20 protein-coding genes are annotated in these 19,830 nt (G+C 50.2%); 6 read left to right on the top strand and 14 right to left on the bottom strand.

The window, feature by feature from the left end; translation table 11 throughout:
- Window positions 1-477 precede the first annotated feature (477 nt).
- From DYH48_RS00895 to DYH48_RS00875, 5 genes are all read right to left on the bottom strand, one after another.
- Window positions 478-1,365, bottom strand: a complete 888-nt coding sequence (locus tag DYH48_RS00895; RefSeq protein WP_115333807.1) for a radical SAM protein — start codon at window positions 1,363-1,365, stop codon at window positions 478-480.
- A 28-nt stretch (window positions 1,366-1,393) separates the two neighbouring features.
- Window positions 1,394-1,720, bottom strand: coding sequence for a putative quinol monooxygenase (locus DYH48_RS00890; RefSeq protein WP_006084260.1), 327 nt, complete (start codon window positions 1,718-1,720; stop codon window positions 1,394-1,396).
- A 99-nt stretch (window positions 1,721-1,819) separates the two neighbouring features.
- Complete coding sequence (locus DYH48_RS00885) at window positions 1,820-2,275, bottom strand: GNAT family N-acetyltransferase (protein ID WP_006084261.1); 456 nt, start codon at window positions 2,273-2,275, stop codon at window positions 1,820-1,822.
- 163 nt (window positions 2,276-2,438) lie between these two features.
- The gene (locus tag DYH48_RS00880) at window positions 2,439-4,067 is read right to left on the bottom strand and encodes a DHA2 family efflux MFS transporter permease subunit (RefSeq protein ID WP_006079966.1); all 1,629 of its coding nucleotides are present in this window, start codon (window positions 4,065-4,067) and stop codon (window positions 2,439-2,441) included.
- A 1-nt stretch (window position 4,068) separates the two neighbouring features.
- Window positions 4,069-5,127: an HlyD family secretion protein gene (locus tag DYH48_RS00875; RefSeq protein ID WP_115333806.1), complete on the bottom strand. Its 1,059-nt coding sequence runs from the start codon at window positions 5,125-5,127 to the stop codon at window positions 4,069-4,071.
- A 94-nt stretch (window positions 5,128-5,221) separates the two neighbouring features.
- On the opposite strand from DYH48_RS00875, the gene DYH48_RS00870 reads away from it, so the two are divergent.
- Together DYH48_RS00870 and mscL are read left to right on the top strand one after the other, a co-directional pair.
- Complete coding sequence (locus DYH48_RS00870) at window positions 5,222-6,166, top strand: LysR family transcriptional regulator (protein ID WP_172481128.1); 945 nt, start codon at window positions 5,222-5,224, stop codon at window positions 6,164-6,166.
- A gap of 217 nt (window positions 6,167-6,383) precedes the next feature.
- A complete protein-coding gene (gene mscL, locus DYH48_RS00865; protein WP_006084265.1) occupies window positions 6,384-6,794 on the top strand; it encodes a large-conductance mechanosensitive channel protein MscL in 411 nt (136 codons plus the stop codon).
- Between the two features lie 92 nt (window positions 6,795-6,886).
- On the opposite strand, the gene DYH48_RS00860 is transcribed toward mscL, so the two are convergent.
- The 7 genes from DYH48_RS00860 to DYH48_RS00830 all read right to left on the bottom strand — a co-directional run bounded on the left by DYH48_RS00860 (window position 6,887) and on the right by DYH48_RS00830 (window position 15,064).
- Window positions 6,887-7,210, bottom strand: coding sequence for an antibiotic biosynthesis monooxygenase family protein (locus DYH48_RS00860; protein WP_006079962.1), 324 nt, complete (start codon window positions 7,208-7,210; stop codon window positions 6,887-6,889).
- Window positions 7,211-7,381: 171 nt separating this feature from the next.
- Window positions 7,382-10,588: an efflux RND transporter permease subunit gene (locus DYH48_RS00855; protein WP_115333805.1), complete on the bottom strand. Its 3,207-nt coding sequence runs from the start codon at window positions 10,586-10,588 to the stop codon at window positions 7,382-7,384.
- A gap of 30 nt (window positions 10,589-10,618) precedes the next feature.
- Window positions 10,619-11,956 carry an efflux RND transporter periplasmic adaptor subunit gene (locus DYH48_RS00850; protein WP_115333804.1) on the bottom strand — a complete coding sequence of 446 codons (1,338 nt, stop codon included), beginning with the start codon at window positions 11,954-11,956 and terminating at the stop codon, window positions 10,619-10,621.
- Window positions 11,957-11,966: 10 nt separating this feature from the next.
- Entirely contained in the window at window positions 11,967-13,454 is a 1,488-nt protein-coding gene (locus tag DYH48_RS00845) for a TolC family protein (RefSeq protein ID WP_115333803.1), read from the bottom strand.
- Window positions 13,455-13,823: 369 nt separating this feature from the next.
- A complete protein-coding gene (locus DYH48_RS00840) occupies window positions 13,824-14,276 on the bottom strand; it encodes a hypothetical protein (protein WP_115333802.1) in 453 nt (150 codons plus the stop codon).
- Between the two features lie 176 nt (window positions 14,277-14,452).
- Window positions 14,453-14,662, bottom strand: coding sequence for a DUF3012 domain-containing protein (locus tag DYH48_RS00835; protein ID WP_006079957.1), 210 nt, complete (start codon window positions 14,660-14,662; stop codon window positions 14,453-14,455).
- A gap of 36 nt (window positions 14,663-14,698) precedes the next feature.
- Complete coding sequence (locus DYH48_RS00830; protein WP_011845671.1) at window positions 14,699-15,064, bottom strand: SpoIIAA family protein; 366 nt, start codon at window positions 15,062-15,064, stop codon at window positions 14,699-14,701.
- A 136-nt stretch (window positions 15,065-15,200) separates the two neighbouring features.
- Here DYH48_RS00830 and arfB point away from each other — a divergent pair, with 136 nt between their 5' ends.
- The 4 genes from arfB (at window position 15,201) to DYH48_RS00810 (ending at window position 17,550) form a co-directional block, all read left to right on the top strand.
- Window positions 15,201-15,632: an alternative ribosome rescue aminoacyl-tRNA hydrolase ArfB gene (gene arfB / locus DYH48_RS00825; RefSeq protein WP_011845670.1), complete on the top strand. Its 432-nt coding sequence runs from the start codon at window positions 15,201-15,203 to the stop codon at window positions 15,630-15,632.
- Between the two features lie 233 nt (window positions 15,633-15,865).
- Window positions 15,866-16,306, top strand: coding sequence for a type II 3-dehydroquinate dehydratase (gene aroQ, locus DYH48_RS00820; protein ID WP_006084274.1), 441 nt, complete (start codon window positions 15,866-15,868; stop codon window positions 16,304-16,306).
- A 35-nt stretch (window positions 16,307-16,341) separates the two neighbouring features.
- A complete protein-coding gene (accB, locus tag DYH48_RS00815) occupies window positions 16,342-16,791 on the top strand; it encodes an acetyl-CoA carboxylase biotin carboxyl carrier protein (RefSeq protein ID WP_115333801.1) in 450 nt (149 codons plus the stop codon).
- An 81-nt stretch (window positions 16,792-16,872) separates the two neighbouring features.
- Window positions 16,873-17,550, top strand: coding sequence for an SDR family NAD(P)-dependent oxidoreductase (locus DYH48_RS00810; protein ID WP_115336064.1), 678 nt, complete (start codon window positions 16,873-16,875; stop codon window positions 17,548-17,550).
- A gap of 88 nt (window positions 17,551-17,638) precedes the next feature.
- Here the strand turns inward: DYH48_RS00810 and DYH48_RS00805 are convergent, their stop codons facing one another.
- Window positions 17,639-18,862, bottom strand: coding sequence for an MFS transporter (locus DYH48_RS00805; protein WP_115333800.1), 1,224 nt, complete (start codon window positions 18,860-18,862; stop codon window positions 17,639-17,641).
- 109 nt (window positions 18,863-18,971) lie between these two features.
- Entirely contained in the window at window positions 18,972-19,781 is an 810-nt protein-coding gene (locus DYH48_RS00800) for a hypothetical protein (protein WP_115333799.1), read from the bottom strand.
- Window positions 19,782-19,830 lie beyond the last annotated feature (49 nt).

The following is a 19,830-nucleotide window of genomic DNA, read 5'->3' as shown; positions in this document are numbered from 1 at the left end:
ATTCTGTGTCACGGGCCGTATTGCCAAGTGATGCGGGCATTATGCAGAGCGCTTAGCGATACGAATAGGCGGCTTTGCGACGAAAAACAGTACTTTTGGGCCAAAGTGGCCGCATCGAACAACTTAGGCCATCAACCAGACGACCAAGGTGATATTTTTCGCGGATTTCAATGCGCAGCACTGTGCCATAACTTAGAAAGGTAAGGAAAGGGAAGAACAGTGCTATAGCATTCAACACTGACCTGAACGATGTGGCATAACAACCTCTGTGCAATATCAGCTTGGTTCGCTTTGTGAGTGATTGACTGTGTGGCAGCGATGTCGGCCCACAGATGTTGAAGCTTGATGTGACATCACGACATTGTATCGATGCGATGTATGCAAACGATACTCTGCAGCAGTTGCAAGCAAGGGGGCGTTCACTCAGTTAACACCGCAGGGGCTACCAACTATGCTAACCCCTGCAAAATCATACGCTCACAGTCCGCGCTGCCATTCTTGTCTTAGGGGAATGCTGCGCGGCGCATTGATGGCGAGTGCAACCTGTGCCAGCAATTTCGCCTTGTCCTTACCTAATACGCCCTTGAGCACGAGGTAATTAGAGGCATGGTCGGATCTAAATATCGTCTGATCTAATTCCAAATGCTCCAATAAGGTATGCATTTCTTGGAACAAGCCCATTTGATCCGGCAACTGAAATTGACCGCCAAATACCGCGTCCATTCGCTCTGTGCCTAAGGGTAAAGTCACCACTAAAGTAGAGAGATAATCCGGCTGGGCGGCATTCATTAACTTGGCCGAATTAACCGCATGTTGATGAGATAGCGCGACACCGCCTAAACCATTAAGGATCATCACAGATGACTTCATCCCCGCCGCACGGATTTTAAGCAGTGCCGCTAAGGATGATTCGAAGGTTTCGCCCTTTTGGATTTTGGCGAGCACTTCGTCATCGCCACTTTCGCAACCCACATAGAGTAAAGACAGCCCGAGTTCGCGCAGACGTGCGAGTTGCTCTGGGGTTTTATTATTCAGATTGCGCGGCAAACAGTAACTGCTGATGCGCGTAACCTGCGGCAAGTGGCGGTTGATCAGCTCACAAATCGCTTCGAGACGTGCAAAGGGCAAACTCATGGCATCGCCATCGGCCAAAAATACCCGAGAAACGGGGGCGCCAGACCGCGCAACGGCCAGAATATCCTGCTCAACCTTGTCGAGCTTTTGTGCCCGAAAGGCTTTTTGCGGCTGGGTATACATGTCGCAAAAGCTGCACTGGTTCCAACTGCAACCATTAGTCACTTGCAGTATCAATGACTTCCATTCGGATGGCGGTCTAAATACTGGCTCGATATAGTTAATCAACACTGCAAGCTCCTAATAATTGGTCTCACGGTTAAACAATGATTTGGTGATAGGTTTCCACATGGAACGACTCAACCAATTCGGGCATCACTTGGTGGAAATAATGTTGAATGGCGTCTTTAGCACAGTGCTCATCGAAGGCGGCAATATCGACAAACTTCTCTACAAACGTCACACGGCGTGGTTCATCACGGCTCACATTGAGCTCGTAACGAATACAACCCGCTTCGCGGCGCGTGTCAGGAATAAGGCTCGCGAGCGCCGCGATCAGCGCTTCGGTTTTGCCCTCTTTAGCCAGAAAACTCGCCACGCAGGCAATTTGTTGTTGATTGATTTTATAGTCCGTTGAAGTCGACATCTCGGTTCCTTATTGGCTTAATGTTGAATGCTTATGTGCCTAGCTTTTGTTGATCGCTTATGTTGATAATTGATGTAGATAACTCATATTGATAGCCGCTTATGCTGAATGGTAGCGCATATCTAAATGGGGAATACCATCTTCTAAGTACATCTCAGAGCAGGCGACAAAGCCGAGCTTTTGATAGAAGGCTTTAAGGTAATCTTGGGCGCCAATTTGGATCCCCGCATCGGGCCAAGTCGTCAATGCCGATTCGATAGCGTGTTGCATTAAAGGCATGGCTAGCCCTTTGCCCCGTCCCGCCGGCGATACCACCACGCGGCCGATACTCGCCTCTGGATAACTCAGCCCCGGCGGTAAAATACGCGCGTAGGCAAGCAGTTCTCCGTCTGGCGATAAGCCAATTAAATGCTGGGTTTCTGGGTGCCTATCTTTATCATCAAGTTCAGGATAAGCACAGGCCTGCTCGACCACAAACACATCGACTCTTAACTTCAATATGTCGTATAGGGTATTGGCATTTAATTGATTAAATGTAAGATTTTGCCACTGCAAACGATTATCCCTCTGCAAATCATCGAAAAAGAGCTTTGAGTCTACCACAGCATAAAGACCATAAAAAAGCGCCTTAATCCGCGAGGACTAAGGCGCAAAACTGTTGCGCAAACCAATAGATCTGGGGAAATCTATGGCGACAACAGGATAACGAAAAACGTTATTACTCGACCATGGCATCGTGGGCCACAGGCCCAGTCGGTTTTCGGATCAGCAGCACGGCGAACACAGCGATAAGTAGCAGAGCGCCCATGATGTAAAACACATCGTTATAGGCCTGAATATAGGCTTGCTGACTCATGGTTTTGCCCAGCAAAGCTTTCGCCTGCGCGGCTGCGGTATAGGGATCTGAACCACCCGCCTGCAACATGCTTGCGCTTTGGGCTAAATAGTCCTGTGCCTGCGTGCTCACTGCGGGTAAGGATTCCTTAATATGGGCCAAATGCCCGCGCGCCAGCGTGTCTGATAGGGTCGCGACCAGCGCAATACCAAAGGCGCCGCCTAAGTTACGCATCACGTTTAATACCGTCGACGCCGAAGCATTTTCATGGGGTTTCAAATGCATGGTCGCAAGCATACCAATAGGCACCAGAATAAACGGCTGACCTAAGGCCCGCACCACTTGCGAGGCGATCATCTGCGGTCCGGCATAATCTGCGGTCATCTGGCTATTCATGTAATAGCTAATAGCGAACATTAAAAAGCCAAAGGCGGCGAGATAACGACTATCGAAGCGCTCCATTAATTTTGGCACTAAAGGCAAAACTAATAGCTGCGGAAATCCCATCCACATAATCACGCCACCAATCTCTAACGGTGTGTAATCATGGACTTGCGATAGATAAAGCGGGATCAAATAGATAGCGCCGAATAGTGCCATCCCCAGTAAAAAATACGCCACAGTGGAGAGCACAAAATCACGCTTACCGAGCAGGCGCAAATTCACTAACGGTTCTTTACGCCTTAACTGGATCCAAACAAACAACACCAGATTGACTACGGCAATAATGGCCAGATTACGAATGAGCTCCGAGCCAAACCAATCCTTGCGGTTACCTTCTTCAAGCACCACTTCAAGGCAACCCATACCCAGCGCCATAGTGACTATGCCCGCCAGATCGACATTCTTCAGTTTATCCCAAACGACCGACTGCTTTTCTAAACCGTAGGCCAACATCGCCATCACCAACAAGCCTGGTGGCACGTTGATATAAAACAGATAATGCCAGCTAAATTGCTCAGTCAACCAACCGCCTAAGGTCGGGCCGATTGAAGGCGCAAAGGTCGCCGTCACGCCAAATAATGCCATGCCGACGGCACGCTTGTTATCGGGTAAAAACTCAAGGATAAGCCTAAAGGCCAGCGGAATAAGCGCACCGCCAAAGAAGCCCTGTAGCGCCCGAAAGGCGATCATGGCCTCTAAGTTCCACGCCATAGAACAAAGCACAGAAGCAAAGATAAAAGCAGCCGTGGTCCATAACAGATAACGCCTGACCGACAATCCCGTACTTAGCCAGCCAGAGAGCGGGATCGCGATCATTTCAGCCACCAGATACGCGGTTGAAATCCAACTGCCTTCTTCGAGCGTTGCCCCAAGACTGCCTTGAATCTCCTTCATCGATGCATTGGTGATTTGAATATCGAGGATCGCCATAAAGGCGCCGATCAACCCACCAAATACCGCGATCCATGAGCGGCGACTGCCACGCTCATAATCGGTAGGCTTGTTAGGGACACTGATGCCCTGCGCCTCCATACCAGCAGACGCAGTGATAGAGCCAGTTGCGCTCATACTAACGACCTGTATTTGCAGCAATTGCCGATATTGCAGGACCCGACGCCGTATTCACTTTCACAACCGCACTTAAGCCCGGTAGCATGTGTGCTTCTTCCTCAGACAAATCTAAGCGAATACGCACGGGAATACGTTGGACGATTTTAGTGAAGTTACCTGTAGCATTTTCCGCCGGCAGTAAACTGAATTTGGCTCCGGACGCCGGTGACAGACTATCGATAACACCTATAAAGGTTTTGTCGGGAAACGCATCGAGACTGACCTGCACCGACTGTCCTGGTTGCATGTGTTGGATCTGGGTCTCTTTAAAGTTCGCCGTGATCCACACTGCCCCATCCGGAACCAAACTGTAGAGTGCTTGGCCGGGTTGCACGTACTGCCCCACCATAGCGCCACGTTTACCAATCACCCCAGAAAAAGGTGCGGTCACACGGGTATCATTTAATTGAATTTTCGCCAATTCTAAGGTCGCATCGGCCTGTTCTACCACAGAACCTGCCTGATCTAATTGGGCATTAAAAACCGCTAACTCGCGTTGCTTTGCCACTAACACGGCTTTGGCTTCATCGAGGCGGGCGGCGGCAGAATCGAATCCCGCTTGCAGTTGATCGACATCATCTTGGGAGCTGTAGTTACTGACTTTAAGCTTTTTCGAGCGGCTCAATTGTTGCTGTGCACGTATTTTATCTGACTCAGCCGCCACGACACCGGCACTGGCTTGGGTGATTAACGCCCGTTGTAACTCCACCTTAGCGGCTAAGGTTTGCAAGTCCGCCTTCGAACTTGCAAGTGAGGCTTCGGCTTGGCTCACTTTGGCGCTAAATTGGTTATCTTCGAGCTGAGCTAATAGCTCACCCTTTTGCACATGCTGGTTATCGGTCACATCGCTTAACACAACGTAACCGGGCACTTTAACGCTGATATGGGAAATATCGGCCTCAACATAAGCGTTATCAGTGGTTTCAATAAAACGTACCTGTGTCCACCAGTAATAACCGCCTCCCGCAACCGCAGCGAGTAACAGTGGAACGGCGATAATGAGTTTACTTTTGGACATGAATGACTCCTTGATTAGTGATATCTAGTGTACTACTGTCTCACTAAGTTTATTAGCCAGTAAAAAATCAACCCACTGTTTCACAGGTGTAACAATGATGGATCTCAATCGCGTGCAAATTTTCGCTCAAGTGGTCGAGCAAGGCAGCTTTACTGGCGCCGCCAAAGCCCTTGGGATCACTAAGGCAACCGTCAGTCGCAAGATAGCCGAGCTCGAAGCCGATACCGGCACACAACTACTGTTTCGCACCACCAGAGCCCTAAAACTCACCGAGGCAGGATCGAGTTATTACAATAGGATCAATAAGATCCTCACCGATCTACAGAGCGCCGAAAATCAGCTCAGCGCCCAACAGCAATTGATCAAAGGCAATCTAAAAATTGTCTGCCCGATTGAATTAGGCCAATTGTTTTTAGGGCCTATTTTCGCGCAGTTTTTAACGCTTTACCCCGATATCACCATAGAGGCCGAACTCACCAATCGTAAGGTCGATGCCATAGAAGAAGGTATCGATCTGTTATTTCAAATTGCCGATTCGGGTGACACTCGCCTGCAAAGCTATGCCTTAGTCAACGCCCATAAATCGTTAATGGCAAGCCCTGCTTATTTAGCCGAGCACGGCACCCCAAAAGTGCCACAGGATTTAGCCAAACATAAAGCGATCCGCTTACAGTCGGCGCATATTGAAGGAGCATGGAAGTTATTCGATGGCAAAACTTGGATTGTCGCCGAGCCCATGACTCAATTGACGGTAAACAATGTAACTCTGGCTCGCGAGGCCGCCATTGCGGGGCTTGGGATCACAGCTGTACCCTCCATCATTGCCCAAGTAGCATTAGAAAAAGGCTACTTAATCCCGCTGCTTGATGACTATCCTATGGTCCAAACTAAGGTCGTGCTCAGTTATCCCCAGCGTGCCTACTTACCGCGAAAATACCGTGTCTTTATCGAGTTCATCTATTCCGCATTATTTAAACGTTGGGGATCGCAAGTATTGGAAGTGCCCGATTTTATCGGCCAAGCCGATCAGGGCGAATAAACAAAATAGATCAAAGAAAGCGATCAAAGCAGTAACAACTATAACTTTGTAAAGCTTAAATCGCTGCCATAGGGATAAATCCGCTATGTCATAATTGCCTTAATCCTTAAGCCTCTATAAGCTTGGCAAGGTAACAGGCAGCAAAAGACCTTAGGTTTTCCTGATACAGTTTGCATAATAAAATTTAACATTTAATCTCAATTTTGGAGGAAACCTAATGAGCTTAATTAAAGAGTTCAAGGCTTTTGCGTCCCGTGGCAATGTGATCGACATGGCCGTTGGTATCATCATAGGTGCCGCATTCGGCAAGATAGTCTCGTCCTTTGTGGCCGATATCATAATGCCACCGATTGGTATCATTTTAGGCGGAGTGAATTTTAGTGATTTGAGCATAGTGCTGCAGGCAGCTCAAGGCGACGCGCCTTCTGTGGTGATTGCTTATGGTAAATTCATTCAAACCATTATCGACTTTACGATTATCGCCTTCGCCATTTTCATGGGCGTCAAAGCAATCAATCGCTTAAAGCGCAAAGAAGAAGTCGCGCCTAAAGCACCCGCGGCACCGACTAAAGATCAAGAACTGCTGTCTGAGATCCGCGATCTACTGAAAGCTCAGCAAGAAAAATAAGCCTAATCTAAAGTGCAGATCATAAAAAACCCATCGAACTCGATGGGTTTTGTTTTTATATCGGCGATGTTTCACATCAAACAGATAAGCGATTACTCAGCTTCAATGTGCACAGTTTCACTGTAATCTTGCACCACTTCTGCCACTCGAATGCGGTAAGAGTTAAACAAACACGGCACTATGCCCGTTTGCTCGGCAATACTGTGGGCCATCTGATTGCGCCATTGGGTGATAGAAGCTTGGTCTTCCCAAAACGACAGGCTCAGCACTTTGCCATCGTCGGTTAAACTCTGAAAACGTTCGATCGAAATTAATCCCTTACGGCCTTCTAAATATTGGCGCATTTCAGCCGCCACGTGCAGATACTCTTCCTTCCCTTCTTGTGTCGGGATGACTTCAAAAATTACAGCGATCATAACGCTCTCCAGAAATTAACGTCCTTAAATGTCGACTTTAAGATTAGCCCAACCACGGCGCGATAGCTCGCTGATTTTTAGACTTTTAGTCAATGTGATAACTCTGTCTACAATGTGGGCAATAACCCGAAATATAACAAGTTATTGCCCACGTTGTCGGCTTACTTGAGGTTAATCAAGCTCATCGATGCGCTTGTCGCCACGATATAACCAGCGATATAAGGTCGGCAATACTAGCAAGGTCAGCGCCGTCGAGCTAAACAAGCCACCAATAATCACCACTGCCAGCGGCTTTTGGATCTCACTGCCAACCCCCGATGACAATAAAATCGGGATCAAGCCTAGGGCCGAGGTCAATGCTGTCATCAACACAGGGCGCAAACGCCCAACCGTACCCTCATAAACACAATCATAAAGAGCTTCGCCGCTTTGCCTGCGCTGATTAATCGAATCTACCAGCACCACACCGTTGAGCACGGCCACTCCAAATAAGGTGATAAAACCAATTGAGCTAGGCACAGATAAATAAGTGCCACTGACATACAGGGCCACTATGCCGCCAATCAAGGCTAAGGGCACATTCGCCATGATGAGTAACACTTGCTTGAATGACCCAAAGGAGAAGTACAACAGCAAGGCAATCAAGGCGATAGAAATCGGCAGCACTAGCATCAGCTTTTGCTGCGCCCGCTGCTGATTCTCATACTGGCCGCCAATGATCACTGTATATCCCGCGGGTAAATCCGCCTGTGGCACTAAAGCATAAATGTCTTTCACCACAGAGCCCATATCACGCCCCGCCACGTTGGCCTGCACTACCACTCGGCGCTGCACGTCGTCACGGCGAATATTCGGCGGCGCCATTTCCACTTCGACGCTGGCGACTTCGCCTAAGCGCACAGTGGCGCCATTCGTGCCGCTGAGTAACAAGTCCTTAATCGCATCTGGGCTAGTGCGAAACTCGGCCGCGAGGCGCACATTGATGTCGTATCTGGCGTTGCCATCAATCACTTGGCCTGCACTCGCGCCGCCAATGCCTTGGCTGACAAGGCTCATCACTTGATCGACACTAATGCCGTAGCGCGCCAATAACTCGCGCTTTGGCCGCACAACCAATTGCGCCTCGCCGCTCACTTGCTCTAATGACACATCCACGGCACCGGGGATTTTCGCGACAAGATCGGTGAGCGCTTGGCCTCTCTCCGATAACACGGCTAAATCTGGGCCGAAAATTTTGATCGCTAACTGGGCTTTTACCCCCGAGAGTAATTCATCTACCCGAGTTGCTATCGGCTGCGAGAAAGTCAGCAAGAGTCCGGGGAACACACTGAGTTTTTCCTCCATCAAACGTTGTAACTCTAAGCGCGAGCTTGCCGATTGCCATTCAGATATTGGCTTAAGTCCAATATAAACCTCGATATTACTCACAGGCTCAGGATCGCCGCCAAGCTCAGGCGCACCAATGCGGCTCAGGGCATATTCCACCTCGGGAAACGCCAGCAAGATAGCTTCAAGCTTGGGCGCGACCGCCAAAGACGTGCCTAAACTCGCGGTTGGCGCCAGCGTGACCCTGAGGTTAATCGTGCCTTCCTCCAGCTCGGGCACAAATTCAGTGCCCAGCCTTGGCAGTAACAATAAACTGAAAGCAAACATCAATAAGGCGCTGAGCATCACTACCTTTGGCCTAACAAGTGTTGCCGTCAGTAGCTTGCGATAAGCGGCATCCAGCGGCGCTAAGACCACGCTTTGTTTGAGTACCACACCGCGCTTAAACAGATACACAGCAAGGGCTGGCACGGCAATCAAGGCCACCAGCAGCGCTGATATCATTGCCAGAATGATACTGACCGCCATCGGCTGGAACAGCTTGCCTTCAACGCCTTCGAGGGCAAACAAGGGCGCAAATACCACTATGATAATCGCCGTCGCAAAGAAGATTGGGCTACACACCTCTTTGGCCGCGAGCATGATGCGCACAGCCATATTGGCCTGCTGACCACCGTCCTCATAGCTATGATATGGGTCTGCCTCACCATCGGCGCGCGTTCTCGCCTCCAGCAAATGTCGACGATCCGGCTGAGTTAAGTGTTTGAAAATGTTCTCTACCATCACCACAGAACCATCGACTAACATACCAATCGCCACGGCTAAACCACCCAGCGACATCAGGTTTGCCGACAATCCATAGTAGGACATCACCATGAGCGCGAGCCCGATAGACACAGGAATAGACAAGAGCACCAGCAAGGTCGCGCGGATATTGACGAGGAACAGCGCCAAGATCACCACGATAAACACAAAGGCCATTAACAGCGCATCGCGCACTGTCGTTACGGCCTTATCGACCAGTTCGGCTTGATCGTAAAACACTTCAAAAGACACGCCATCGGGCAAGGCCTGCTCGATAAGACTCACCCGCGCGCCAATATCATCGATAGTCGCTTTGGTGTTGGCGCCCATGCGTTTAAGCACGACCCCCGCCACCACTTCGCCGAGGTTTTGTACGTTGCCAGCCTCATCGCGGCGCGTCATAGTCACAGCGCCAACACGGATTTCACTGCCAAAATCAACCAGAGCGATATCACCCACCCGCACGGGCGTGCCTTTATCCTCCGTAAGCGGGATCTGTGCGATCGCCGCTAAGCCTTCTGCTCCTGCGGGCAACATGCCGTAGCCGCGCACCACAAGTTGCTCTTGGCCTTGGTCCATAAACCAACCGCCAGCGTTGCGGTTATTGCTCTCTAATGCCTCGGTAACTTGCGCCATCGACAAGCCATAGGCGCGCAATTTATTCGGGTCTACCTGCACTTGGTATTGGCGCACATCGCCACCAAAAGACAAGACTTCCGTCACGCCGCCGACGGGCATCATGATGAGTTTCACAAGGTAATCGTTCAAACTGCGCAGCTCGGCAGCATCGATACCTGAGCTAGGTTCAGCGCGCAGAATGTACTGATAAATCTGTCCTAATCCCGAAGTATTCGGGCCGATCTCGGGCACACCGACGCCGCTTGGGATCATCTCCCGCGCCGCTTGCAACTGCTCAAACACTTGCTGACGGGCGAAGTAAATATCCGTCCCTTCGGCAAATACCACAGTCACAATCGACAAGCCAGTGCGCGATAACGAGCGCACCTCCGTCACGGCTGGCAAGGCGTACATAGCCGATTCCACCGGATAACTAATGAGCTTTTCCACCTCTTCTGCGGCTAACCCTTCGGCCGCAGTATTGATAGTCACTTGCACGTTAGTCACATCGGGAAAGGCATCGAGATTCAATTTAGGCAGCATCACCACGCTTGCCACTATCATGGCGAGCAAGGCCAACACCACTAACAGCCGATTTTTAATCGCGGCTTCGATCACTTTTTGTAACATAGAAAATTCCTCAAGCGTTCAGTGGCAACATTAATGGTTATGGATATCAAAGCCTGCTTTCGCCTGCTCGGACGCCAAGAAAAATGCGCCAGCTACCACCACCTTGAGCTTTGCCTGCTGGGCTTTTTCAAGCTCAGCGCCGCGCACTAAACTCAAGCCGCGCTGACGCTGCACCAGTTCTACCTCAATGGACTCGAAGCCATCTTCATCTTGAATAAAAATCTGCCAGTCGCCATCGCCGCTGCGGGTGAGCGCCGCATCGGGCAGCACGATTCCACCAGCCTTATCAGCAGAGTTGGCGACAGTATTGGCAAAGTAGAGTTCGGCAAATTGCCCCGCATGCAGCACATGATTAGGATTGGGCATACTCACCAGCACTTGTTCGGTGCGCGTCACGCTATCGAGTTCATGGGAGCGACCTATGATCTTGCCCGCCAGCGTCTTATCCCCCACTTGCACTAAGGCTGCACTGCCGACAGTGATATGCGCGGTTTGGGTAGGCGTTAACTGCGCCTCAACCCACAGATAGGACTCGTCGGTCAGCTGCATTAACGGCGTGCCCGCACTAAATACTTGGCCTAACATGGCGATATCTTGCTGCACTCGTCCGTCAATCGGCGCTAAAAGTTGATAACTGCCGATGGCTTCGGGCGTCGATTCCAGAGCGCGAATTTGTGTTGGCGTCATCTTAATCGCCTCTAAAATCGCCCGTTTAAGTTCGGCATCCACCTGCGCCTGCATACGGCGGCTGACACTCACGGCGCCTTCGCTCATGCGTTTGACTCGGCTCCATTCGGCGGCGGCATTGATGTAATCCGCCTGTGCCTGCGCAACGGCTGCGCCGCCCAAGGTCAGTAAAGGCTCACCTTTTTTGACTTCTTGTCCCGGCACCACATGACGCGCCAACACGCGCGCATCGAGCTGCGGTGCAAGGGTCGCAGTTCGATCGCGATCCACCACTAAGGTGGCCGTCGCCCTGATATCCAGATTCAAATTGGCGATATTCAAGCTATCGCTCGACAGGGGTAACAAGCTAATGCCCGCCAAAGCTTGCTGCACTTGGGTCAACTTAAGCGCCTGTGCACCGTGTTCATCCGCTTGCTCAGTTTGAGTAGCTGAACCGTGATCGTCCCCTGCCCATGAAGGTTGGGCGGTGAAAAGCGCAGCAGAGCCGAGCACACATAATGCGAGGGCGAGTGTCGACAACGTGAACTGCCGCTTTGCAGGTACTGTAATTTGAGGCGCAATGATTTCAGGTGCTGTGATTTCAGGTGCTGTGATTTGAGACGTAATGATGTCAGGTGCAGCAGTGTCTGACATTGCAACTGGATAAGACTTAGTAGCGTTAAAGTGATTATGTGAATTCATTTGGGTTACCTCATTGGTTTACTGTGCGCACGGCGGCATTTGGCATGTGTGAAGGTGCTTGGCAGATCTGTTCAGCCGTACCATTCAAAAAGGGCATAAGCTGACCGCTTTCGCCCATCCACGTTAACCAGCTCTGATAAATGGCCGTTTCTAGGTTCAACCCCACCAAATAACTGGCGGCCAACTGACGGCGACTCTGCAAGTACTCGCTGGTACTCACATCGCCCGCCTGCCATTGTTGGCTTAAGGATTTAGCAGCTTTGGCACCGGACACTTGTACTAACTCGCGCCAGTCTTGGTAACGCTCAAGCAAACGCGGTAACGCGTATAGGACGTGTTTTTGCTTGGCGGTAAGTACTCGCTCACGAGCAAGATAGCCTTGCTCCGCGATCGCGATGCCCTTATCGGCCACGGCTTGTAACTCACTGTAGTTATTGCGAACTTGCAGGGGAATCGATATACCGACCCCAAGCTTATTGTCCGTGCCCTCCTTTTCAGCACCTAGACTAATGGTCGGGTCCGCTGACGTATCGGCCTTCACTTGCATGGCATTGACTCGCGCCAACAACACTTGTTGGTAAGCGCTCGCCAGTGCTGGCAAAGTTGATTTGGTGGTGCCCAACTCGAGCGCTGGCGCTTGCTTAGCCTGAGTCACGAAGACATGGATCTCTTTGATGAACTCACTAAAGGCGAGATTATTATCCCCAAGCAACTCAATTACTTTGCCGTCGGCCACTAAAGCTGCCTGTTCGGCTAAGGCATAATCGGCGGTATTGGTTGCTAACTCGAGTTGCATCAAATGCAGCTCGACGTTAGACAAATCCCCTGCCGCCAACCGCTGCTTGGCAATGCCGAGCTGCGCCTTAGTAAACCTGAGTTGCTGCTCGGCAAAGGTCAGCGACTTACGACTTTGCGCCTGTTCTGCCAACGCTAGTAAGCGTTCGGCCAACATTTGGTTACGCTCTAAACCTATATCAGCGAACAGGATTTGGGCTTCAAGCTCGGCACGTTTTGTCGCCACGCCGCGCTTATCTCCCCAATCTAAGGTTTGACTCAGGCCTAAGCTGTAGGAATCTGTGTCGGCATTTTGATAGTTAAGCCCAAGCTCAGGGTTATACACGGCGCGATCCGCCGCCTGAATGGCAAGCTCTGCTTGTTGCTGCCGTGTAAGCTGCGCCTGCACTTCAGGTAACTGATTGAACTGTGTGAGTAACGCGGGCAACCATTGGCCGAAGGCAACATATGGCGTGTCGGTTTCTTTGGCGGGTAAGCCCAGTGATTGAGCTTTAAACACCTCGGCTTCAGGAGCTTTGATTTCAAGCGCATTGGTTTCCAAGGGATTGGTTTCAAGGGCTTTGGTTTTAAGGAAGACTTCAAGAGTGTCATTTTCTGCCGCGAGGGCAAAGGCTAGCAATCCGGCAGCCAATACTAATCCGCAGCTCAGCAAGCCCGATCGAAACAGGCAAGCCAAGGTACGGGCGAGAGTCGTTTTGTTCATCGCAAATCCTAACAATATCGAATGTGGATCGGCTGACTTTTGCGCCCAATGTGAGACAGCTAGATTTGAGCTTCATTTGAAATAGCTCAATGCAAAGCAATCCTATCGTTCTGAGCATGGCAAATAAGCGCCGATCGAATCATCCCGCCAAGCAATACATAGCTAACACTATGCGTAACTTAAGCTATGCATAACCAACACATCGCATGGCTAAGGCCGATGGCCGGCACAACAACTCACGCTGCTGAGCATCAGTTAAATCGCATTTGGGGAATGAATATAAAAGGCTTATCGCGCGGCGAAATAGATTGAGATCCAAGAAGATGAATCAAGATCCTTAGACCGAGGAATAAGCTGGATATTGGGGGATTAAGCTATTGGAGGACGGTACTTAGGTAAATTATCAGGCGGGAAATAGGATAAATTAGCAGCGAGAAAGACGCTTTCTAACGCTTGCACAGGCTGGCTTAGCCCAGGAGATAACAGCGCCACATGGCCGCCATGGCATTGGCAATCGAGGCACAGGTCAAAATCTTGTAATTCAGTGGTTTTCACTAAGTGGGAATGCAATTCGCTGGCATGATTCTCGCCCACGTTATTGCCTAACACTTCGGTACTTGCATCAATGTCGGTAAAGCCTAGGGCTTGCTCACTTGGGCAAACGCAATCGACACATTGGGCTAAAGTGGTCACTTGGGCGCTAAATTGCAAATGGGGATGATTGTCGGCTTCTTCCGCGCCATTGCCCGCATGTAACTGATGCGCACCCAAATTCGCGCCAGCAAATTGCAGCACGATAATGGCTATCAGTAAGATCACCATTCGAGTAAAAAATGGCTTAGCGGTAGAATTCAAATATCACCTATAGCAAATAACGGATAACGGATAACGGATAACGGAACATCTGACCCGTATGATAAACATAAGTTCACAGCTCGCAAGCAAAGTCTTTCAAGCTGTGATCTCTAAAGGCTAACGCTGACTTAAATACTCAGTGCTTATTTAAACACGCAGTGTTTAGCGTAATCGGCGGCTTCATTAGCAGTCCAATCGCCAGACGGCTTATCTTTCATCTGCTTGCACCAAGCATCGCTACCGACTTCTGGCGCGCAGGCACTCAGCCCAGCGGTAAACGCCAGCACCAACGCAATAGCACTGATTTTAGAAACATTTTGCTTAGAAAAAGCGCGCGATTTAAATAAAGACATACTTCATTCCTTGTAAATACGGTCTACATAAGACCATTAGATATTCGAACGCTTAGTGATCCAAGCAATCGCTTTGGTTTTCTGTTCTAGGGGAAACCATGCCACTTCGCCCTGCATAAAAGGCCCAAGTAAGCGCACAGCATTTCCAACCCAATCAGGGCCGCCTACAAATACTAAGGCTTCAAAATTAGGTAATTGGACTTCACCACTACCGGTGAGTGACTCAAATTCCCAGCCCTCGAGTAACACGTCCGCCTCAATATACAGGCAAACTTGGCCCCAATCCTTACGATAACTCTTAATCGCTGGCTGTAAACGGGTCCGATAATCGGTGGAGGATAGTCGGCCACTGGCAAAAAGACTGATAACACCCTTAGCAATATCGGGGATTTGGCATAACATAGAGGCACTCCGAATCGAGAACACTTTTGCAAGCAATGGCCTTGGCCAATGCAGTGGCAAAGAATGCGCCCGATGATAACAAATCTATTGAAAAGCCATAAGTGATTATTGATAGCTTCTCAATCCATGCTGAAAAATGCCTAAGTTTGCCATGATAAAAATCTCAAACCGTGTGGAACTTCAGGAAAATGAAATCGAGTGGCAATTTATCCGTTCGAGTGGCGCTGGCGGCCAGCACTTAAATAAAGTGTCTACCGCTGCGCAGCTGATCTTCGATATTAAAAGCTCATCATTACCCGAGTTTTACCAAGAACGTTTGCTCAACAAGGCCGATCACCGCATCACTAAAAGCGGCAAAATCATCATCAAATGCCAAGCGAGCCGCAGCCAAGATGCCAACCGCCAAACGGCGTTGGAGCAATTTATCGCCTTAGTCGCCAGTGTCGGTGAAGTGCAAAAAAAACGCATCCCTACCCGCGCGACTAAAGGCAGCCAAACGCGGCGATTAGAGTCCAAGAAACAAAAAGGCGCCACTAAAGCCATGCGTCAGCAAAAGACTGACTATTAGCTTTAATAATTAGTCGCGCTACTAGCTTAGATAGAAGTTAGGCCGCAGTTGAAATCGGCCGACAATGGCGCAGAATTTCAATGGCATAGTCGGCTCGTACATGATCAGCTCGCACACAATCGACTAACGGATAATGCAAAATCGATTTGAACAGGTTAAGTTAGTGACCTATCAACAAAACTAAAAAATGCCTCCCAGCTTTAATCCCAAGGCATGTCGTAAAGGAAAGCGCAATGAGTCACAAAATTTTGCTCGTCAATGGCCCCAATCTCAACCTCTTAGGTCGCCGCGAGCCCAGCGTTTATGGTCATCAAACCTTGGCCGACATAGTGGCGGAGTTAAATCAGCAGGCAAAGTTGGCGGAAGTTGAGCTCGAGCATATTCAGTCCAATGCCGAGTTTGAGTTGATCAACGCGATTCATGCGACCGATGCGCAGATGATTATTATCAACCCCGCCGCCTTTACCCATACTAGCGTTGCCCTGCGTGATGCCTTGCTTGGTGTCGCAATTCCGTTCTTTGAAGTGCATTTATCCAATGTGCACGCCCGTGAAGCCTTCCGTCACCATTCCTATTTTTCCGATAAGGCGATAGGCGTGATTTGCGGTTTCGGTTCACAGGGTTATGAGTTTGCGCTGGCGGCGGCCATTAAGCGGCTCAACCAGCCACAGTAATCCCATTCAATAGCGTGCTTTGCAAGGGCAGATAAATGGCAATGGATCTTCGTAAAATTAAAAAACTCATTGAGTTAGTACAAGAATCTGACATAGCAGAACTGGCGATCACCGAAGGTGAAGAATCAATTCGCATCACTCGCTACAGCCCTATGCCAGCCAATGTGCAGTCATCGCAAACGCCAGCCACAGCACGCGTGGCACCTTTGAATGCACAGGCAAAGCAAACAGGCATTTCGCCAAGTATGGAAGGTTTTGTACAAGTCTCGCCTATGGTCGGTACTTTTTACGCGGCGGCAGAACTCGATGATGTGCCACTGGTTAAAGTCGGTCAACGAGTGAGCCAAGGTGAAGTTGTCTGCATTATCGAAGCGATGAGAATGATGAATCCCATCCAAGCCGAGCGCGATGGCGTGATCAGCGCTATTTGGGCCAAAGACGGCGATGAAGTGGCATTCGATCAACCGCTATTTACCTTAATCTAACCGCTCGCCTTATCATGAATTGAAGCGCACTTGAGTTTAAGCTGCGGTTTTCAAGCAAAGGCAGCATTAACCGAGGTCACTATGATATTAATTACCGGCGCCAGCAGTGGTTTAGGCGCGGCGCTAGCATCGCTCTACGCCAAAGAAAATGAACCGCTAACACTTACGGGCCGCAATGCCGAGCGTCTACAAACCGTCGCCAATGCATTAACGCCCTTCTCCAACAAGCCTATCGCCGCGATCACCGCCGATCTCGCCAGTGAATCGAGTCTCGAAGCCCTGTTCGATGGCCTAACGCAAGCCCCTAAAACCGTGATCCACTGTGCGGGCAGCGGCTACTTTGGTGCGATTGAAACCCAAGGGGCGAGCGATATCCACAGCCTGCTCAATAACAATGTCACCTCGACGATTTTGTTAGTGCGCGAGCTAGTGAAACGCTATAAAGATCAAGCGGTCACTGTGGTTGTAGTCATGTCCACCGCAGCACTGGCCGCCAAAGCGGGAGAGTCCACTTACTGCGCGGCAAAATGGGCGGTACGAGGATTTATCGAGTCGGTGCGATTAGAGCTTAAACAAAGCCCAATGAAGTTGATTGCCGTGTATCCCGGCGGCATGGACACAGGCTTTTGGCCAAGTAGCGGTAAAGCATTAGATACCACCAGCTTTATGTCCGCCGATGAAGCGGCTGGCATGCTCAAGCAAGCATTAATCGCCACCCAGCACGGTTATATCGCCGATATCACCATACAAAGAGCCTAGCTCTAGCCGAAACTGAGGTTGGCGGATTGCGCACAAAACAGGTTCGAAACGCAGGATAGCAGCACCTCGAACCTGAGTGTTCCACTTGCTAGTCAGCGCAGTTAGCTGTGTTTAAGCTTACCGCGCGGCGACTCTCCCTGTGGGTCAACCACCACATCACAAGTCCTCCTAATGACAACAAAGACGCCGCATAACCTGTCGCGGCAATCCCTTGTCCAGAAAGGATCACTAAACTACCCACCCAAGGGCCAATTGCATTGGCAAGATTAAAGGCGCATTGCACTAACGCACCTGTCATGGCCTGCCCATCGGGCGCCACATCCATCAATCTTGCTTGCACTATGGTGGCAAGTCCCAAGCCACAACCGACAAAGAATACTACGGGCATCAGCGCCCAATAATGTCCGGTCAAACTCGGGTAAATCGCTAATACCACAGTGCTTAACACTAACGACCAAAACGCCGCCGCTAAGGCCGACTTATCCGCCGCCCAGCCACACACTAGCGTGCCCAGTGTTGCGCCAATACCAAATACCGCCATCATGATCGGGATCTTAAACGGCTCGACTTGCGTCACTTGGATTAAGGTTTCAGCCAGATAGGTATACACGCAAAAGATACCGCCAAAGCCAATCGCAGCGATGCCAAGCGTCAACCAGACTTCACGATTCTTCAGGGTTTGTAGCTCTTTTCTGGGACTCGCATCAGCGGCCACGGCCTGATCAGGCGCTAAAAAATACACCATCACAGCGGTAATAGTCGCCAAAATCGCCACTATGCCAATGCCCGAGCGCCAGCCCACGGTTTGCCCCATCCAAGTCGCAAACGGCACACCGATAATCGTCGCCAGTGTAAGGCCAATAATCACCCGCGATACGGCGCGAGCCTTCATTTCTGGCGGCACTAAAGAGGCCGCGAGCAACATAGCCACACCAAAATAGGCACCGTGGGGCAAGCCGCTGAGAAAACGGAAAAAGATTAGCCAATTCAATGATGGCGCTAACGCACTTAAGCCATTGGCCACCGCCATTAAGGCAGCTAGAGCAATCAATAGTGTGCGCCGCCTGACCCTAACCGCCAGCACCATAATTATCGGTGAGCCGATCACGACTCCCAACGCATAGGCACTAATGGCATAACTCACATGGGCAACTTCCACCCCTAAATCGCTAGCGATGTAAGGTACTAAAGTCATGGAGGCAAACTCTGTGGTACCTAAGGCAAACGTCCCGAGCGCTAAGGCGAGCAACACCCACAGAGTACTGGCTCCCTTAGCCTTATTTTGAGCTGCCTGATTTTGAGCAATGTCCAAACGTCTTCTCCGCTATTCTATAAAATGATATTAATTAAAAAGTTAAGTGCTAAAAATAAATTGGAGCCCACTATGGGGCTCCGATTTTCAGTAATTAAGTGATTTGAATCTATCGTGCTAACTGCTCTTGATAGGTTTGACTATTCCAGTCGAAGGCATAAAGCGTGCCTTGCCACTCGTAAAGTGTACGGCCATCTTGCTGCACAATTCTGGCATTGCTCGGCAAGCTAGACACACTGTGCGCCGCCCGTGGACGGGGAGTCGCAGCCGTCTTGCTTGCGGCATTGCTAGCTTGCGACACCAGTTGCCCAGTCGATTGTCCGGCCATATTTACAGGCATACTCGATACCATACGGCCTTCACTCGCAGAATATTGCATACTGGTTGTGACCCGCACAGGCACAGAAATCGCCACAGGTTCATCGTCGTAGCGCATAGGAATCGACAATCCTATGCCCGAATAGGGCGAGTTCCAGTAATTTCGAGCGTAAGCGTCACGCGAAGTATTCCAGCCCCAATCATTGTTCCACTGGCTGTTCACACCATAACCGACATTCCAGCCAGAACCCCAACCCGTAGTGAGCCCTAAACCCAGTCCTAAACCCCAAGGGTAATAAGGTCGGTAGTAGGGACGATAGTGGCGATTATCGTTGCGCACATGGCGGTTATCGTAATGGTTGTCATGACGATTGTTGTAATGACTTTCTCCACGGCTGTGGCTATCACGATGACCTTGGCGCTCGCCTTGCTCCGAATGGTCCCGATTTCCGGCAACCGCCGCAGTCGACATACTGAGCGCGCCCAAGAGTGATATCCCCACAGCCAGCGACAAAACCAAGCACTTTAGCGGCCGCTTATGCACGCCATGTGATTGACTTTGAACACACTTTCCTTGAGTAAACGTTACTGGGATATTCATATAAACCTCGAAATAAAGGGCGTAAGCGAGATCAATCGTGACTTACTGG

Origin of the sequence: Shewanella baltica (assembly GCF_900456975.1) — a bacterium.
GTDB lineage: Bacteria > Pseudomonadota > Gammaproteobacteria > Enterobacterales > Shewanellaceae > Shewanella > Shewanella baltica.
The sequence above is the reverse complement of the archived record's forward strand: the minus strand, read 5'-3'. Positions and strand labels throughout refer to the sequence as shown.

Excerpts from the sequence above, each read along its gene's own strand:
- DYH48_RS00890 (WP_006084260.1), bottom strand. The coding sequence starts at position 1,720 with ATGTCGACTTCAACGGACTATAAAATCAATCAACAACAAATTGCCTGC.
- DYH48_RS00880 (WP_006079966.1), bottom strand. The coding sequence starts at position 4,067 with ATGAGCGCAACTGGCTCTATCACTGCGTCTGCTGGTATGGAGGCGCAG.
- DYH48_RS00875 (WP_115333806.1), bottom strand. The coding sequence starts at position 5,127 with ATGTCCAAAAGTAAACTCATTATCGCCGTTCCACTGTTACTCGCTGCG.
- DYH48_RS00870 (WP_172481128.1), top strand. The coding sequence starts at position 5,222 with ATGATGGATCTCAATCGCGTGCAAATTTTCGCTCAAGTGGTCGAGCAA.
- mscL (WP_006084265.1), top strand. The coding sequence starts at position 6,384 with ATGAGCTTAATTAAAGAGTTCAAGGCTTTTGCGTCCCGTGGCAATGTG.
- DYH48_RS00860 (WP_006079962.1), bottom strand. The coding sequence starts at position 7,210 with ATGATCGCTGTAATTTTTGAAGTCATCCCGACACAAGAAGGGAAGGAA.
- DYH48_RS00855 (WP_115333805.1), bottom strand. The coding sequence starts at position 10,588 with ATGTTACAAAAAGTGATCGAAGCCGCGATTAAAAATCGGCTGTTAGTG.
- DYH48_RS00850 (WP_115333804.1), bottom strand. The coding sequence starts at position 11,956 with ATGAATTCACATAATCACTTTAACGCTACTAAGTCTTATCCAGTTGCA.
- DYH48_RS00845 (WP_115333803.1), bottom strand. The coding sequence starts at position 13,454 with ATGAACAAAACGACTCTCGCCCGTACCTTGGCTTGCCTGTTTCGATCG.
- DYH48_RS00840 (WP_115333802.1), bottom strand. The coding sequence starts at position 14,276 with ATGGTGATCTTACTGATAGCCATTATCGTGCTGCAATTTGCTGGCGCG.
- DYH48_RS00835 (WP_006079957.1), bottom strand. The coding sequence starts at position 14,662 with ATGTCTTTATTTAAATCGCGCGCTTTTTCTAAGCAAAATGTTTCTAAA.
- DYH48_RS00830 (WP_011845671.1), bottom strand. The coding sequence starts at position 15,064 with ATGTTATGCCAAATCCCCGATATTGCTAAGGGTGTTATCAGTCTTTTT.
- arfB (WP_011845670.1), top strand. The coding sequence starts at position 15,201 with ATGCCTAAGTTTGCCATGATAAAAATCTCAAACCGTGTGGAACTTCAG.
- aroQ (WP_006084274.1), top strand. The coding sequence starts at position 15,866 with ATGAGTCACAAAATTTTGCTCGTCAATGGCCCCAATCTCAACCTCTTA.
- accB (WP_115333801.1), top strand. The coding sequence starts at position 16,342 with ATGGCAATGGATCTTCGTAAAATTAAAAAACTCATTGAGTTAGTACAA.
- DYH48_RS00810 (WP_115336064.1), top strand. The coding sequence starts at position 16,873 with ATGATATTAATTACCGGCGCCAGCAGTGGTTTAGGCGCGGCGCTAGCA.
- DYH48_RS00800 (WP_115333799.1), bottom strand. The coding sequence starts at position 19,781 with ATGAATATCCCAGTAACGTTTACTCAAGGAAAGTGTGTTCAAAGTCAA.